A 16043-nucleotide genomic window follows, 5' to 3' on the forward strand; every position below is an offset into this window, starting at 1 on the left:
AGAGCGGGGCGGCGCGGCGGCCGATGGGTCGCAGGGGGGCGCTGCCCCCCATCGCGCAAGGCGCGATTCCCCCCGGGATATTTGACCCAAGGCAAAGCGGCAGGGGGGGTTCAGCTGAGGCAGCCGCCGTCGGAATCGTCGCCGGATTCGTCCACGAGACGCGCGAAATCGGGCAGAATGACGCCGCGCTTGCCCTGAAGCTGGATCACTCCGTCGCGTTTCAGCGCGCTGACCTGACGGCTGACCGTTTCCAGCGTCAGGCCGAGATAATCGGCCATCGCCTCGCGCGTCAGGGGCAGTTCCAGTTCCATCCGGCCGCCGGGCTGGCGCTTGTGCAGGGACGCCTCGCGCCGGGCGATGATGGCGATGAAGGATGCGATCTTCTCGCGCGCGGTCTTGCGGCCCAGAAGCAGCATCCATTCGCGCGCCGCGTCGAGTTCGTCGAGCGTCATTTCCAGCAGCCGATGCGCGATATGGGGCGTCTTGCGCATCAGATCGTCGAAGGGGCGGCGGCGGAAGCAGCAGAGCACGACCCGCGTCGTGGCGGTCGCGTTATAGGCCGCGCGGTCGCGGCCCGGGCGGCCGAGAAAGTCGCTTGGCAGCAGCAGCCCCACCATCTGGGTGCGCCCGTCCTCGAGCGTCTGGGTCAGCGTGGCCACCCCCGAGACGACCGAGCCCACGAAATCCATCCGGTCGCCTTCCCAGACGATGGGCTGGCCGGCCTCGTAGCTGCGGTAGAACTTGATTTCCTCGAGGCGCTGCAATTCGTCGCCTTCGCAATGAGCGCAGACGGCCCGGTAGCGGATCGGGCACTCGGAACAGCTGACATCGCCATGGGGGGCAGAGGTCGTGCAGCTGTTGATCTGGGTCAAGGTCTGTTGGCGCATCCTCCCCTAGAGATAGCGCCATGAACACGATTTCGCAACTCAGACGACTCGGTCTGTTCGAGGCCCGTGCCCCGCGCTACACGAGCTATCCGCCCGCGACGCAATTCGGGCCGGCGGTCGACGCGCCCCTGGTGGCGGGCTGGATCGGCGCGATCCCCGCCGGGGCGGCGATATCGCTTTATGTGCATATCCCGTTCTGCCGCCGGCTGTGCTGGTTCTGCGCCTGCCGCACGCAAGGCACGCAGAGCATGGACCCGGTGCGCGCCTATCTGGACACGCTTCTGGCCGAGATCGCGGCCCTGCGGGCGCGGATGGCGCCGGGCGTGCGGCTGTCGCGGCTGCATTGGGGCGGCGGGACGCCCACGCTTCTGGAGCCGGGCATGATCGCCGAGCTGGCCGGTGCGATCCGCGCGGCTTTTCCCATGATCGCGGGCGGCGAATTCTCGGTCGAGATCGACCCGTCCGAGATCGATGCGCCACGGATGGCCGCGCTGGCGGCGGCGGGGATGAACCGCGCCTCGATCGGGGTGCAGGATTTCGACCCGCTGATCCAGGAGACGATCGGCAGGCCGCAGGGATTCGAGCTGACCGCCGCCGCCGTCGACCTGATCCGTGGCCATGGCATCGGCAGCCTGAATGTCGACCTGCTTTACGGCCTGCCCCACCAGAACCGCGCCCGCATGGCCGAGACCGTGCAGAAGGTGCTGGCGCTGCAGCCCGACCGGGTGGCGCTGTACGGCTATGCCCATGTGCCGTGGATGTCCAAGCGGCAGGTGATGATCCCCGACCACGCCCTGCCCGATGGCGAGGCGCGGCTGGACCTGTTTGACACCGCCCGCGCGCTGTTCGTGGCCGACGGGCTGGCCGAGATCGGGATCGACCATTTCGCCAGCCCCGCCGACGGTCTGGCCCGCGCCCTGGCCGAGGGGCGGCTGCGGCGCAATTTCCAGGGCTACACCGACGATCCGGCCGAGATCCTGCTGGGGCTGGGGGCGTCCTCGATTTCGCGCTTTCCGCAAGGCTATGCCCAGAACGCCCCGGCGACCGGGGTCTATACCGCCGCGATCCGTGCGGGCCTGCTGCCGGTGACGCGCGGCCACGCGTTCAGCGCCGAGGATCTGTGGCGCGGCCGCATGATCGAGATGCTGATGTGCGAGTTCCGCATCGACATGGCCGAGATCGCCGACCGGTTCGGCGTGACCGAGGACCGCCAGCGCGCGCTGTTCGCGCCGCTGCTGGCGCGGTTCGGCTCCGTCCTGCGGCTGGAACCGGGCGCGCTGACCATCACGCCCGAGGGGCGGCCCCTCACGCGGATGCTGGCGCAGGGGCTGGACGCCTATGCGGTGGCCGAGGGCAGCCATTCCTCGGCGGTCTGATGGTCTTCAGTGCGCCTCGGCCCAGTTCAGGCCGTGACCGGCATCCACGACCAGCGGCACGGACAGCTTGACCGTCGGTTCGGCGGCGGCCTCCATCACCTCGCGCGCGCGGGCGATGAGGCTGTCGACCGCATCCTCGGCCACCTCGAAGACCAGTTCGTCATGGACCTGCAGCAGCATCCGCGCGGGCAGATCCGCGATGGCGGCGGGCATGCGGATCATCGCGCGGCGGATGATGTCGGCGGCCGCGCCCTGGATCGGGGCGTTGATCGCCGCGCGGCGGGCACCGCCTGCCGCCGGGCCCGACTGGTTGATGCCCGGCGTGTTGATGCGCCGCCCGAAGAGGGTCCGCACCGAGCCGTCCGCTTTCGCATCCGCCACCGTGCGGTCCATATAGGCGCGGATTTCCGGGAAGCGTTCGAAATAGGTGTCGATGAAGCTTTGCGCCTCGGCCCGCGGGATGCGCAGGTTGCGCGACAGGCCGAAGCCCGAGATTCCGTAGATCACGCCGAAATTGATCGCCTTGGCCTGGCGGCGGATCATCGGGTCCATCCCCTCGACCGGGACGCCGAACATCTGGCTGGCGGTCATGGCGTGGATGTCGATCCCCTCGCGGAAGGCCTGTTTCAGCGCCGGGATGTCCGCCACATGGGCCAGGATGCGCAATTCGATCTGGCTGTAATCCAGCGCGACCAGCCGGTGGCCTGACGGCGCGACAAAGGCCTGCCGGATGCGCCGCCCCTCGTCGCTGCGGATCGGGATGTTCTGCAGGTTCGGATCGGTCGAGGCCAGCCGCCCGGTCTGCGCCCCCGCGATGGAATAGCTGGTATGGACCCGCCCGGTTTCCGGGTTCACATAGGTCGGCAGCGCGTCGGTATAGGTGGATTTCAGCTTGCTGATCTGGCGCCAGTCCAGCACGCGGGCCGGCAGATCGTGGCCCTCGGCGGCCAGATCCTCCAGCACGTCAGCGCTGGTGGAAAAGGCGCCGGTCTTGCCCTGCTTGCCGCCCGCCAGACCCATGCGGTCGAACAGGATCTCGCCCAGTTGCTTGGGGCTGCCGATGTTGAACGGGGTTCCGGCCAGTTCATGGATCTCGGCTTCCAGCCCCGCCATCTTCTGGGCAAAGGCGTTCGACATGCGCCCCAGGACGTCGGTGTCGATGCGGATGCCCGCCATCTCCATCTCGGCCAGGACGGGGATCATCGGCGCTTCCAGCGTCTGATAGACGGTCGTCACGCGCTCGATCGGCAGCATCGGCGCGAAAGTGCGATAAAGCCGCAGCGTCACGTCCGCATCCTCGGCCGCATAGGGCGCGGCCTTGTCGATGGCGACCTGGGCAAAGTTGATCTGGCTTTTGCCCGACCCGATCAGGTCCTTGATCGGGATGCATTTGTGGCCGAGATAACGCTCGGCCAGTTCGTCCATGCCGTGATTGTGGGTGCCCGCATTCAGCGCATAGGACATCAGCATCGTGTCGGCCACTGGCGCCATGCGGATGCCGTGGCGGGCAAGGATCTTCCAGTCGTATTTGAGGTTCTGGCCGATCTTCAGCGTGGCCGGATCCTCAAGCACCGGCTTCAGCGCGGCCAGCACCGGCTGCGGGTCCAGCTGGCCCGGCACGCGGGCCAACTGGCCGAACAGATCGTCGCCCCCCGCCATATGGTTCAGCGGCACATAGCAGGCCCGGCCCGGCGCCACCGCCAGCGAGATGCCGACCAGATCGGCCTGCATCTCATCGAGGCTGGTCGTCTCGGTGTCGATGGCGACGGCCCCGGCCTCGCGGATGGCGGCGATCCACGCCTCCAGCGCGGCCATGTCGGTCACGGTCTCGTAGGCCGCAGCGTCGATGGCGGGCAGGTCCGGCGCGGCAGGCGCCTGACTGGGGGGCGCTGCCTGGATCGCCGGGGCCTCGGCGCCCAGCCTTTCGGCCACGCGGGCGGTCAGGGTGCGGAACTCCATCTCGGACAGGAAGGCCAGCAGGCGCTCGGCCTCGGGGGCGCGGACGCCCAGATCCTCCAGCGGGCGGTCCAGCGGCGTATCGCCGTCCAGCTGCACCAGCTGTCGCGAGATGCGGATCTGTTCGGCATGGTCGATCAGGGTCTGGCGGCGCTTGGGCTGCTTGATCTCGGCCGCGCGGTCCAGCAGCGCGTCCAGATCGCCGAATTCCTGGATCAGCAGTGCGGCGGTCTTGATCCCGATGCCGGGCGCGCCGGGGACGTTGTCCACCGAATCGCCGGCCAAAGCCTGCACATCGACCACGCGGTCGGGGCCGACGCCGAATTTCTCGAACACCTCGTCGGGGCCGATGACCTTGCCCTTGATCGGGTCCAGCATCTCGACCCCGTCGCCGACCAGCTGCATCAGGTCCTTGTCGCTGCTGACGATGGTAACGCGGCCCCCGGCCTCGCGGGCATGCCGGGCATAGGCGGCGATGATGTCGTCGGCCTCGTAGCCCTCGGTCTCGATGCAGGCGATGTTGAAGGCGCGGGTCGCGTCGCGGGTCAGCGGGAATTGCGGGCGCAGATCCTCGGGCGGCTCGGGGCGGTTCGCCTTGTAGGCGGGATAGATCTCGTTGCGGAAGGTCTTGGAGGAATGGTCGAAGATCACCGCCGCATGGGTCGGCGCCTCGCTGCCATTGCCGTCCTGGACGTATTTCCACAGCATGTTGCAGAAGCCCGCGACCGCGCCCACCGGCAGGCCGTCGGATTTGCGGGTCAGCGGCGGCAGCGCGTGATAGGCGCGGAAGATGAAGGCCGATCCGTCGATCAGATGCAGATGGCAGCCCTTGCCGAATGCGTCGCCCATGCTCACCTCATCATGCTGGTCCGGCCCGCCTTGTGCCACGGGCCGCCGGATTTCGCCAGCCGCCGAGGACAGATCATGGCAAGGATGCGCCGCAAGTCAGACCTTCCGCAGAAGACTTGCGCGACCTGCGGGCTGCCGTTCAGCTGGCGCAAGAAATGGGAACGCGACTGGGATCAGGTGCGCTACTGCTCGGACAGGTGCCGGTCCGGATCAAAGCGCAAGGATGGCAAGGGGGCGCCGGGCGGCAAGGCCGCCCCGGATTGAGGGCCCCTCGACGGGGCCCGAGATCCGTGCCGGGCCGGGACGGAATGTCGCGGCCCCGACAGTCAGTGGTCGTCGTGGGCGTGGTCGCGGTCGATCACGAAGCGCTTGTCGCAATAGCCGCAATCGACGAAGCCTGTCTCGGGGCTGATCGCCAGCCAGACGCGGGGATGGCCCAGACCGGCCGCATCGTCGCCATCGCAGCACACCCGCCAGCGCGTCACGACCTCGGTGACGGGGGCGGGCATCTTCAGGGCCTCGGGGCCCGTCTCGGTCGAAAGCGAGTTCTCGGGCGTCACGTGCTGGGTCATGGCTGGCCTTCTTGTGGCGGCTTGCATCATCTGGTCTAACCCCCATTACCGCAGCCCGGCCTGCCACCGCAAGCATTGCGAGACCGACACCATGAGCCACGCCATCCAGATCGAAGGTCTGCGCAAGACCTATGCCGCCCAAGGCAACGCTTCCGCCAAGGAGGCGCTGAAGGGCATCGACCTGACCATCCCCGCCGGCAGCATCTTCGGCCTCCTGGGCCCCAACGGCGCGGGCAAGTCCACGCTGATCAACATTCTGGCTGGCCTCGTGAACAAGACCGCCGGCCGCGTCAGCATCTGGGGCTTCGACCAGGACGTGAATCCCCGCCAGTCCCGCGCCGCCATCGGGGTGATGCCGCAGGAACTGAACATGGACCCGTTCTTCACACCCCGCGCCAGCCTCGAGGTGCAGGCGGGCCTTTACGGCGTTCCGAAATCGGAGCGCTGGACAGATGAGCTTCTGGCGCTGGTGGGGCTGACCGATCAGGCGGGCGCCTATGCGCGCAACCTGTCTGGCGGCATGAAGCGGCGGCTGCTTCTGGCCAAGGCGCTGGTCCACCGCCCCCAGATCCTGGTCCTGGACGAGCCGACGGCGGGCGTGGACATCACCCTGCGCCAGATGCTCTGGGCGAATGTGCGAGAGCTGAACCGGCAGGGGATGACGATCATCCTGACCACGCATTACCTCGAGGAAGCCGAGCAGATGTGCGACGAGATCGCCATCATCAACCATGGCGAACTGGTCATCCGCCAGCCCACGCGCGACCTTCTGGCGCGGACCGACGGCAAGACGCTGGTGCTGGACACGGGCGGCCCCGTCGATCTGCCCCCCCTGCCCGAAGGCGTCCGGGCCGAGCGGCGCGCCGACGGGCGGCTAGCGGTCTTCTATCCGCCCTCGCGGCTTCGGGCGGACCGGATCATCGACCTGTTGCGCGGCGCGGGCATTCCGATCATCGACGTGGCGACCGAACAGCCCGACCTTGAACAGGTCTTCGTCGAACTGACCAGCAGCTAGGGCGCCGCCACCCGGATCAGTCGCGCAGGCTCAGCATCGGGCCGGTCATACGGCCGCCGATGATGTGCAGGTGGAAATGCGGCACTTCCTGCACGCCGTCCGGCCCCGCATTGGTGATCGCCCGAAAGCCGTTCCCTCCCGAGGCCGGATCGACCCCCTCGACCGCGCAGACCTCGGCGCAAAGCCGCATGAAGCCCGTGATCTCGTCCGCGGCCGCATTCGCAGCGAAGTCGGCGAAATCGACATAGGCGCCCTTGGGGATCACCAGCACATGGGTCGGCGCGCGGGGCGCGATGTCGCGGAAGGCCAGCGCATGATCGTTCTCGGCCACGCGGGTCGCGGGGATCTCTCCGCGCAGGATGCGGGCAAAGATGTTGCTGTCGTCATAGGCGGGCATGGTGTCGTTCCTTCCTCAATCGGCGAAGAGATGGGGCGTCTCGGCCAGTTCACGGGCCAAGGCCTCGGGCAGGTCCAGGATGCGCGCGATGGCGACGGCGTTCTGATCCGCCGACGCCCCCGCCGAGACCGACGCGAAATGCGGAAAGTCGCTTTCGCGCAGCCGCTCGGCCTCGTGTTCCAGATCGCTTTTCACGATGGGCAGCAGGCGGGCGATGACCTCGTCGGGCGCGGTCTCGCTGACCAGCCCGACCCGGCCCATATGGCCGCGCACATAGGCCTCGTCGAAGGCGCAATCCATGAACAGGACCCGCACCTCGGCGCGGTCATTGACCAGATCGGTGATCAGGCTCAGCGCCGAAGGGTCCGCGCACAGGACCAGCCTGTCGCTTTCGAACTGGTCGAAGAGCAGCTTGATCAGCGCCTTGCGGTGGCGTTCGCGCTTGGCCAGCGTGTTGGCGATACCGCCCGTATCGGGCAGGTTGGCCTCGTGCTCGTTGAAGACGTAATCGACGGCGGGGATGTCGGTCAGCGCCCGCAGTCTCTCGGTCAGGCGCTTGGCCACATGCCATTTCTTGGCCACGACAATGGTCAGCTTGCGGCCCGCCCCGAGCGAGCCGTCCGTCTCCCAGAAGCGGGGCGCGAAGCGGCGCCCGATCCGCCCCCGGCCGACCAGAAAGTTGAACAGCTTGCGGCCCTCTGCGGTGATGGCGAAATCCTGTCCCTCGGCCTGCCACAGCGCGCCCAGCCTCGCGCGCAGGTCGGCCGCCTCGGGGCTGATCTTGCGGGCGAACAGGTAGTTCTGACGCAGAAGCAGGTCGTAATGGTCGTTGTAGAACGTCACCGGCATCCCGTAATCGGTGAAGATCAGGAAGGTCAGCGTGCGCGTCCTGATCTGCGTGCGCGGCACGACATGGGCAACCAGCGTCTGGAAGAACGTCTCGTCGGGGATCCAGGTCGTCGCGAAGAACCGCGTGATCTCGGGGCGCTGACGCACCAGTTCCAGGATCGCCTCGACCGTCTGGCGGCGCAGGCACCACCATTGCGACCCGATCATGACCTGCACGTCCTCGGGGATGCTGCGGGTCAGGCCAAGACGCTGCTGGATGTTGAAGCTGGTATAGAACAGCCATTTCTGGGTACGTTCGTTGAACCAGTGCCGATAGATCAGCCGCTCTTCCTTGAAGCCGGTCTTGATCCAGTCGCTTTCGAAGAAGTCGAAGCTTTCGATATAGTCACAATCCTCGCCGTCGAGGAAACTGCGCGCGAATTCTGCCGATTTTATGGGCATGCAATCGCCCGACAGCATGTAGAAATGCGTGGCCTGGGGAAAGGCGGCCTCGGCCGCCCTCAGCGCCTCGAGACTGGCGGCGACCAGTGACCATTCGCCCCAGCCGCATTTCAGCCGCCGTGGCGCAAAGACAACACTGGGATGGTTGCCAAGCGCGTCCTGCAATTGCTGATACATCGCCTGTGGCGCGCGCTTGTCGAAATGGATCGCCACGAAATCCCCGGTCGCGGTCAGGCGCTTTGCCTGCTCGATCACGCCCTGCGGGTCCTTGTGGGTCAGAAGAATGAAGGCTATGCGCGCCATGGGGCAGACCGGGCTCTGGTGGTTTCGTTACAGATCGACGTAAGGCGTTGAAAAACTCGTCCGGTTTTGCTTTGTCTGTGTAAACGTTTTTGCCAACGGGGCAAGCGAGGCATGCGCCGCCGGCAGATCGCCTAGGTTCGGAGTGAGAGCAGGATGGGTTTTCCCGGCGTCTGGATGACGGAAAGCGAAAGCATGATCTATCGGGTGGTGCCGAAATGCGCCTGCTCGACCATCGGACAGATCATGTTCTACTCGGATCACGGCCGGTTCTTCGACGGTGACATCCATGACAGCACCGAAGGCCTGCACAAATGGGCGCAGGATTACAGCCACGGCCCGATCGAACGGGCCGTGCATGCGCGCGATGCGGTGACCTTCACCTGCGTGCGCAACCCCTATGCGCGCATCCTGTCGTCGTTCTTCGACAAGATCGCCGGCATCCAGCGCAATGGCCGCCGCTATCGCGGCAATCTCGTGCCGCAGCTCATCCAGCGCTACGGCATCGATGTCGGCAGCCCCGAGAACGGGTTCGAATTCGACCAGATCGCCAGCTTCCGCCGGTTCCTTCTGTTCGCGCGCGACACCATCCGCTTTCGCAAGCCGATGGAGCCGGACATCCATTGGTCGGCCATGTCGGGCCATATCTCGACCTTCATCGTGAATGGCGGGCGCTACGACCAGATCTTCTTCACCGAGGCCTTCAACGACGGGATGGCAAAGGTGCTTGCCGCCGCCGAGACGCCCGTCAGGATCGATCTGGCCGAAGTCCCCCGCTTCAACGAATCAGAGGGTCATGGCCCCAAGCGCGCCCACCGGGTCAGCGACTATTTCGACGACCTGTCGCGGCACCTGATCTGGGAAATCTACAAGGACGATTTCCAGCTGTTCCGCTACGATTTCGACAATCCCGACAACAAGATGCCGTTGGGCGAGGTCGATCTGGACGAGGTCCACGCGAAACTGGGCCGCTGATCCCGCTCGGCCGCGTCAGGCGGCCTCGAGATGGCTCTCCATGAACCACAGATCCTTGTCGGCGGTGCGCGAGGCCGCGGTCAGGATGTCGGCGCTGTCCTCGTCGCCCGCATCGCCCACGGCGTCGATGCCCTTGCGCAGATTGGCGCCATGCGCCCGCATCCGCGAGCAGATCTCGCGCAGATGGTCCTCGGCGGCGGTCAGGTCGGTCGGATAGGGCTCCAGCCCCGATGCCCCGGCCACGATCTCGGCCGTGCCGCGCGCGGTGCCGTCCAGCTGCTGCACGCGCTCGGCGAATTCGTCCAGATGCACGTCCAGATTGGCCCGCACCGTGTCGAACAATTCGTGGACGGCGATGAAGTTGCGGCCCTTCACGTTCCAGTGCGCCTGCTTGATCGCCAGGGCCAGCGCCAGCCCGTCGGCCAGACGCGCATTCAGCTCGTCGATCGCCGTCTTGCGGGCATTGTCGGAAAGTCCTTCCAGATTGACCGGCATGATTTGCCTCCTGATGCTGATGGAATCGCTTCATCAACACCGGCGCGGCAAGGCCGGTTCCGGCAGGGACCCCGGCCATGAAAAAACGGCGCCTCGCGATGCGGGCGCCGTTCAGGTCATCGCCGCCGAGGCAGCGACAGAGGCGGGATCAGACCGCGCCCTTGATGAAGTTCACCGCATCGCCGACGGTCTGGATGGTCTCGGCGGCGTCATCGGGAATCTCGATCCCGAACTCTTCCTCGAAAGCCATGACCAGCTCGACGGTGTCGAGGCTGTCGGCGCCCAGATCGTCGATGAACGAAGCGGATTCGACCACCTTGTCCTCATCGACACCCAGATGCTCGACCACGATCTTCTTCACGCGATCAGCGATATCGCTCATGTCATATCCTCATTGTCGCGGGCATCCGCCCAAGTTTTGCACGCCCCCGAGGGAACGCTTCAGCACAGGGCGGCTCCCCTGCTGCTAAGGGCCGGGATATAGCACCGGGCGACGTTCATGCAACCGCTTTTGCAACAGGGCATGGCGGCGGGGCTGCGCCCGGCCCGGCTCAGATCATCGCCATGCCGCCATTCACATGCAGGGTGGCGCCGGTCACATAGCCCGCCTCGCGGCTGGACAGATACAGGACGGCGGCGGCGATATCCTCGGGGCTGCCCATCTGCCCGGCGGGGATCTGGGTCAGGATCTTGCCCTTCTGCTCGTCGTTCAGCTTGTCCGTCATGGCGGTGGCGATGAAGCCCGGCGCGACGCAGTTCACGGTGATGCCGCGGCTCGCGACCTCGTAGGCCAGCGATTTCGACATGCCGACCAGACCCGCCTTCGCGGCGGCATAGTTGCCCTGCCCCGGATTGCCCGTCGCCCCGACGACCGAGGTGATGTTGACAATCCGCCCCCACCGGGCCTTCATCATCCCCCGCAGCACGGCGCGCGACAGCTTGAAGACGCTGGTCAGGTTGACGTCCAGAACCTGCGCCCATTCCTCGTCGGACATGCGCATGAACAGGTTGTCCCGCGTGATCCCGGCATTGTTCACCAGGATGTCGACCGACCCCATCGCCTCGGCGGCCGCCTTGGGCAGCGCCAGCACGGATTCCGGATCGCCCAGATTCGCCGTCACCACATGCGCCCGCTCGCCCAGCCTGTCGGCCAGGTCGCGCAAGGGCGCCTCGCGCGTCCCCGACAGCGTCACGGTGGCGCCCGCCTGATGCAGCGCCTCGGCGATCGCGCCGCCGATCCCGCCCGAAGCGCCGGTCACCAGCGCGGTCTTTCCTGTCAGATCGAACATCCTGATGCCCTTCTTCGTTGTCCAAATACCCCGGGGTCCGGGGCAGAGCCCCGGTCCGCCCTCAACCCTTCAGCGCCGCAATATCCGCCGGGGCGCCGACATTGCGCACGACCGCGTCCTTGGCGATGCGCTTGATCATCCCCGACAGCGCCTTTCCGGCCCCGATCTCCCAGAACTCGGTGACGCCGATCTCGGCCATGTTGGCGACGCTCTCGCGCCAGCGCACGGTGCCGGTCACCTGCTCGACCAGCAGGCGGCGGATGGCGCCCGGCTCGGTGACGGGCTCGGCGCGGACATTGGCGAAGACCGGCACGGCGGGGCTATGGATCTCGACCCCCGCCAGCGCATCGGCCATCACGGCGGCAGCGGGCTGCATCAGCACCGAATGGAACGGCGCCGAGACGGGCAGCATCAGAGCGCGCTTGGCGCCGGCGGCCTTCATGGCCTCGGCGGCGGCCTCGACCGCGCCCTTGTGGCCCGAGATCACGACCTGCGCCGGATCGTTGTCATTGGCGGCCTGCACGACCTCGTCTCCGCCCACCTCGCGGGCGATGCGGTCCACCGTCTCGAAATCCAGACCCAGGATCGCGGCCATGGCGCCCATGCCGACCGGCACGGCCTCCTGCATGGCCTGACCGCGCAGGCGCAGCAGGCGTGCCGTGTCGGGCAGGCTCAGCGCGCCGGCCGCGCAGAGGGCCGAATATTCGCCAAGCGAGTGACCCGCAACGAAATCCGCATCCTTGATCCCGAAGCCCTCGGCCTCCAGCGCGCGCATCGCCGCGATCGAGGTCGCCATCAGCGCGGGCTGGGCGTTCTGGGTCAGGGTCAGCGTCTCGGCGTCGCCTTCCCAGATCAGCGCGGACAGCTTTTCGCCAAGCGCCTCGTCCACCTCGTCAAAGACCGCCTGCGCGGCGGGATAGGCCTGGGCCAGTTCGCGGCCCATGCCGATGGTCTGGGCGCCCTGGCCCGGAAACACGAATGCCCGCATGGCACCCCCCTGAAATCAAACCGTCCCGACGGGCATAGCCGCTGACGGGCCGTGCCGCAACCGACCCCCTTCGCCGCGCGCGCAAGGAAAAGGGGGCCGCAAGGCCCCCTGTCCGACGATCATGTCGGGCGAAAGGTCAGCCGACCAGTTCCAGCCCCGAGAAGAAGAAGGCGATCTCTTGCGCGGCGGTTTCCGGCGCGTCCGAGCCGTGGACCGAGTTCTCGCCGACCGACAGGGCGAATTCCTTGCGGATCGTGCCTTCGTCGGCCTGGGCCGGGTTGGTGGCACCCATCACTTCACGGTTCTTGGCGATGGCGTTCTCGCCTTCCAGGACCTGCACGACGACGGGCTCCGAGGCCATGAACTCGACCAGTTCGCCATAGAAGGGACGGTCCTTGTGGACCTCGTAGAACTTGCCCGCCTGCTCGGCCGACAGCTTGATGCGCTTCTGCGCGACGATGCGCAGGCCGGCTTCCTCGAACTTGGCGTTGATCTTGCCGGTCAGGTTGCGGCGGGTCGCGTCGGGCTTGATGATGGAAAGCGTGCGTTCGATGGCCATGATGTTCACCTTGTCCTGTATGGGTCGCGGAATCTGCAATGACGCGGGGGACGGGTCGTCCCGCCCGCGCCGATCCGCGCCCGGTTAACAGGCTTGCCGCCGCCCGGCAAGGCGTGGCCTGTCGGGAACCCTGCGGCCCCTGCGGGCTTGTCCCTGCGACATCCCCCGAAAGCACCGGTGCCCCATGACCGAAACCCCTGCCCCCGCGCTGCCCGCCCCCGCGCCGCCTGCGCAGCCCGCGCCCGAACGCGCGATCGCGCCGGCCTCGATTATCGCGGCGCTGCTGCTGGCGCTGCTGGCGGCGGCGATCTGGTTCTGGTCGGACGTGCTGCTGCTGACCTTCGGCGCGATCCTTCTGGCCGTCGCCGTGCGGGCGGGGGCGCGCAGCCTGCACCGGCTGGTGGGGCTGAACATCAAGATCGGCGTCCTGGCCGTCATCCTGGGCGTGCTGGGCGCGATCGCCGGCGTGGTGGCGCTGGCCGGCCCCGCCATCCGCGAGCAATTCGACGAGCTGATCGGATCGCTGCCCGATTCGTGGGAGGCGCTGAGCAACTGGCTTTCGGGCACGACGATGGGCGAGGCCGTGCAGGACCAGATGGAGAACGGCGCCGATCTGGGCGACAGCGCCGCCGAGATGGCGCAGCGCCTGCCCGACCTGATCGGCACCGTCTCGGGGGCGGTGAACGCGACGGTGGGCGGGATCATGTCGGTCTTCCTGATGCTGATCGTGGCACTTTACCTGGCGCTGGAGGCCGATCGTTACCGCGCGGGCGCCATCCGCCTGCTGCCGATCCGCCACCGCGCCCGCGCCTCGTCGATCCTGGACGAGATGGGCCACAAGCTGGGCTTGTGGCTGGGCGGGCAGGCGCTGGACATGCTGGCCGTGGGCATCATGGCGGGGATCGGGCTGTGGATCCTGGATGTGCCGCTGGCCTTCATCCTGGCGCTGATCGCGGCGCTGACAAACATCATCCCGATCATCGGGCCGTTCATCTCGGGCGCGATCGCGGTGCTGTTCGCCTTTACCCAAGGCTTCGACGTCGCGCTGCAGGTGGCGATCCTGTTCGTCGTGATCCAGCTGATCGACGGCGAGATCATCCTGCCGGTGATCCAGCGATTCGCCGTGCGCCTGCCGCCCGCGCTGACGGTCATCGGCATCATGGCCTTCGGCAGCCTGTTCGGTCTGGCGGGGGTGCTGCTGGCCACGCCCCTGCTGGTCGTGCTGATCGTGCTGATCCAGCGAGCCTATGTCGAGGATGTGCTGGGCGACGATCTGGACTGATGCCGAAACGGGCAAGGCGGCGCGCAGGGCGTTGACGGCTTCGTGATTGTGACACATGGATAGGCTAACACGGCGTCGGACTCACCAAGGGTGACAGGGATGCAGCCGATCCTCAGAGGCCATTACCGGGCGCGACTGGCGCAGGATGACGACGACCTGCGGGGCGCCCAACGCCTGCGCTGGCTGTGCTTTCACGGGCGCAACGGAATTCCGGATGACGGGCAGGCGCTGGACAGCGACGGGCTGGACGCGGAATGCCGCCACATGCTGGTCGAGGATGTGGCCACCGGCGCGCTGGTCTGCTGCTTCCGCTTCCTGCCGCTGGCCGACGGCTCGCAGATCGCGCGCAGCTACTCCGCGCAATTCTACGACCTGCGCGCGCTGGAAGGATTCGACGGTCCCATGGTCGAGATGGGGCGCTTCTGCATCCATCCCGACCACCACGACCCCGACATCGTGCGCATCGCATGGGCGGCCATGACCCGCTTCGTCGAGGAAAGCGGGATCGAGATGCTGTTCGGCTGTTCCAGTTTCATCGGCTGCGAGCCCGAGACCCATGCCGAGGCCTTCGTGATGCTCAAGGAACGCCATCTGGCGCCGCGCCGCTGGTGGCCGCGCGTCAAGGCGCCGCGCGTCTTCCGCTTTGCCCGCGCCTTCCGCCTGCGCCAGCCCGATGCGCGGCAGGCCATGGCCGCGATGCCGCCGCTTCTGCGCAGCTATCTGGCGATGGGCGGCTGGGTCAGCGATCACGCGGTCGTCGATCCGGCGCTGCGGACGATGCACGTCTTTACCGGGCTCGAGATTCGCGCGATCCCGCCCGCGCGCAGGCGCCTGCTGCAGGCGATGGCGGGCTAGGCAGCCGCGCCTTCGCCGATCGCCCGTCCCGCAGGCAGATCGCCCTTCAGATGGGCAGCAGCCCCGCCCCTGCCCGCGATCAAGGCAACCGTAGCCGCAGCGCCGATTGACCTTGCCCGCGCCGCGCCGCCCTCTGCCCATATGTTCGACACTTCTGCCCCCTTAGCCCCGATGCAGCGCAGCCAAGGAGCCGCGCATGTCGTCATGGGCGCTCGGGGCCTTGTGGATCTGGCGCAGCGTGGCTCGGCCAAGGCAATGCTGCCGCGCATGAATGCGGGCCTGCCCGAGATCGTCTTTCTGAACACATCCGGGGGGCTGGCCTCGGGCGACCGGCTGCGTTTCGCGGTGGACCTGCGGGCGGGGACCCGCGCGCTGGCCACCACCCAGACGGCCGAACGCGCCTATCGTGCCGAAGCCGCCCCCGCCCGCGCCGAGGTCGCGCTGAATGTCGGACCGGGCGCATGGCTGGACTGGCTGCCGCAAGAGACGATCCTCTATGAGGGCGCAAGGCTGGAACGCGACACGGTGGTCGAGCTTGCCGCCGATGCGGGCTGCCTGCTGCTGGAAATGGTCGTTCTGGGTCGTCTGGCGATGGGCGAACGCCCCGCCCGACTGCATCTGCGCGACCGCCGCACGATCCGCCGGGCGGGACGGCTGGTCCATCACGACGCTCTGGCGCTGGACGACGACGCGCTGACCCGCATCGACGGCGCCGCGATGACCGGCGGCGCGCCCGCCATGGCGACGCTGGCGATCATCGCGCCCCACGCGCCCGACCTTTTGACGCGCGCCCGCGAGACGCTGGCCGAGCCCGGCGTCACCGCCGCAGCTAGCGCCCCGCCCGGACGGCTGGTGATCCGCCTTCTGGCCGCCGATGGCTGGCCCCTGCGCCGGCAGATCAACCGGCTTCTGCGCGCCCTGCGCCCCGATCCCCTTCCCCGCATCTGGCAGGTCTGAC

The 16043-nt window shown here is 67.5% G+C and carries 17 protein-coding genes; 7 read left to right on the plus strand and 10 right to left on the minus strand.

Annotated features, from left to right (window positions below; genetic code table 11):
- Window positions 1-110: 110 nt before the first annotated feature.
- Entirely contained in the window at window positions 111-872 is a 762-nt protein-coding gene (gene fnrL, locus QAR72_RS01055) for a transcriptional regulator FnrL (protein ID WP_304615504.1), read from the minus strand.
- Window positions 873-907: 35 nt separating this feature from the next.
- Here fnrL and hemN point away from each other — a divergent pair, with 35 nt between their 5' ends.
- The gene (gene hemN / locus QAR72_RS01060; RefSeq protein ID WP_304615505.1) at window positions 908-2263 is read left to right on the plus strand and encodes an oxygen-independent coproporphyrinogen III oxidase; all 1356 of its coding nucleotides are present in this window, start codon (window positions 908-910) and stop codon (window positions 2261-2263) included.
- Between the two features lie 6 nt (window positions 2264-2269).
- Here the strand turns inward: hemN and polA are convergent, their stop codons facing one another.
- Window positions 2270-5068, minus strand: a complete 2799-nt coding sequence (gene polA, locus QAR72_RS01065) for a DNA polymerase I (RefSeq protein WP_304615506.1) — start codon at window positions 5066-5068, stop codon at window positions 2270-2272.
- 75 nt (window positions 5069-5143) lie between these two features.
- Between polA and QAR72_RS01070 the strand changes: the two genes are divergently transcribed.
- A complete protein-coding gene (locus tag QAR72_RS01070) occupies window positions 5144-5332 on the plus strand; it encodes a DUF2256 domain-containing protein (RefSeq protein ID WP_304615507.1) in 189 nt (62 codons plus the stop codon).
- 62 nt (window positions 5333-5394) lie between these two features.
- Here QAR72_RS01070 and QAR72_RS01075 read toward each other — a convergent pair whose 3' ends face one another.
- Complete coding sequence (locus tag QAR72_RS01075; protein ID WP_442953534.1) at window positions 5395-5577, minus strand: zinc-finger domain-containing protein; 183 nt, start codon at window positions 5575-5577, stop codon at window positions 5395-5397.
- A 154-nt stretch (window positions 5578-5731) separates the two neighbouring features.
- Between QAR72_RS01075 and QAR72_RS01080 the strand changes: the two genes are divergently transcribed.
- Window positions 5732-6655: an ABC transporter ATP-binding protein gene (locus QAR72_RS01080; protein ID WP_304615595.1), complete on the plus strand. Its 924-nt coding sequence runs from the start codon at window positions 5732-5734 to the stop codon at window positions 6653-6655.
- A gap of 16 nt (window positions 6656-6671) precedes the next feature.
- Here the strand turns inward: QAR72_RS01080 and QAR72_RS01085 are convergent, their stop codons facing one another.
- Window positions 6672-7052, minus strand: a complete 381-nt coding sequence (locus QAR72_RS01085) for an HIT domain-containing protein (RefSeq protein ID WP_304615508.1) — start codon at window positions 7050-7052, stop codon at window positions 6672-6674.
- A 15-nt stretch (window positions 7053-7067) separates the two neighbouring features.
- Window positions 7068-8645 (minus strand): DUF5928 domain-containing protein, encoded by a 1578-nt coding sequence (locus QAR72_RS01090; protein WP_304615509.1) that lies wholly within the window; start codon window positions 8643-8645, stop codon window positions 7068-7070.
- A gap of 153 nt (window positions 8646-8798) precedes the next feature.
- On the opposite strand from QAR72_RS01090, the gene QAR72_RS01095 reads away from it, so the two are divergent.
- On the plus strand, window positions 8799-9617 hold the full coding sequence (locus tag QAR72_RS01095) for a sulfotransferase family protein (RefSeq protein ID WP_304615510.1): 819 nt from the start codon (window positions 8799-8801) through the stop codon (window positions 9615-9617).
- 15 nt (window positions 9618-9632) lie between these two features.
- On the opposite strand, the gene dps is transcribed toward QAR72_RS01095, so the two are convergent.
- From dps to ndk, 5 genes are all read right to left on the minus strand, one after another.
- Window positions 9633-10112, minus strand: coding sequence for a DNA starvation/stationary phase protection protein Dps (gene dps / locus QAR72_RS01100; RefSeq protein WP_304615511.1), 480 nt, complete (start codon window positions 10110-10112; stop codon window positions 9633-9635).
- Between the two features lie 148 nt (window positions 10113-10260).
- Window positions 10261-10494, minus strand: coding sequence for an acyl carrier protein (locus tag QAR72_RS01105; RefSeq protein ID WP_111299847.1), 234 nt, complete (start codon window positions 10492-10494; stop codon window positions 10261-10263).
- A 169-nt stretch (window positions 10495-10663) separates the two neighbouring features.
- Window positions 10664-11401, minus strand: coding sequence for a 3-oxoacyl-ACP reductase FabG (gene fabG, locus QAR72_RS01110; protein WP_331497635.1), 738 nt, complete (start codon window positions 11399-11401; stop codon window positions 10664-10666).
- A gap of 61 nt (window positions 11402-11462) precedes the next feature.
- Complete coding sequence (fabD, locus tag QAR72_RS01115) at window positions 11463-12389, minus strand: ACP S-malonyltransferase (protein WP_304615512.1); 927 nt, start codon at window positions 12387-12389, stop codon at window positions 11463-11465.
- Between the two features lie 136 nt (window positions 12390-12525).
- Window positions 12526-12948, minus strand: a complete 423-nt coding sequence (ndk, locus tag QAR72_RS01120) for a nucleoside-diphosphate kinase (protein ID WP_304615513.1) — start codon at window positions 12946-12948, stop codon at window positions 12526-12528.
- A gap of 184 nt (window positions 12949-13132) precedes the next feature.
- Here ndk and QAR72_RS01125 point away from each other — a divergent pair, with 184 nt between their 5' ends.
- The 3 genes from QAR72_RS01125 to QAR72_RS01135 all read left to right on the plus strand — a co-directional run bounded on the left by QAR72_RS01125 (window position 13133) and on the right by QAR72_RS01135 (window position 16042).
- Window positions 13133-14230, plus strand: a complete 1098-nt coding sequence (locus tag QAR72_RS01125) for an AI-2E family transporter (protein WP_304615514.1) — start codon at window positions 13133-13135, stop codon at window positions 14228-14230.
- Between the two features lie 99 nt (window positions 14231-14329).
- Complete coding sequence (locus QAR72_RS01130; protein ID WP_304615515.1) at window positions 14330-15085, plus strand: GNAT family N-acetyltransferase; 756 nt, start codon at window positions 14330-14332, stop codon at window positions 15083-15085.
- Window positions 15086-15226: 141 nt separating this feature from the next.
- Window positions 15227-16042: an urease accessory protein UreD gene (locus tag QAR72_RS01135; protein WP_304615516.1), complete on the plus strand. Its 816-nt coding sequence runs from the start codon at window positions 15227-15229 to the stop codon at window positions 16040-16042.
- Window position 16043 lies beyond the last annotated feature (1 nt).

It is taken from the genome of Paracoccus sp. (in: a-proteobacteria) (assembly GCF_030604785.1).
Lineage (GTDB): Bacteria > Pseudomonadota > Alphaproteobacteria > Rhodobacterales > Rhodobacteraceae > Paracoccus.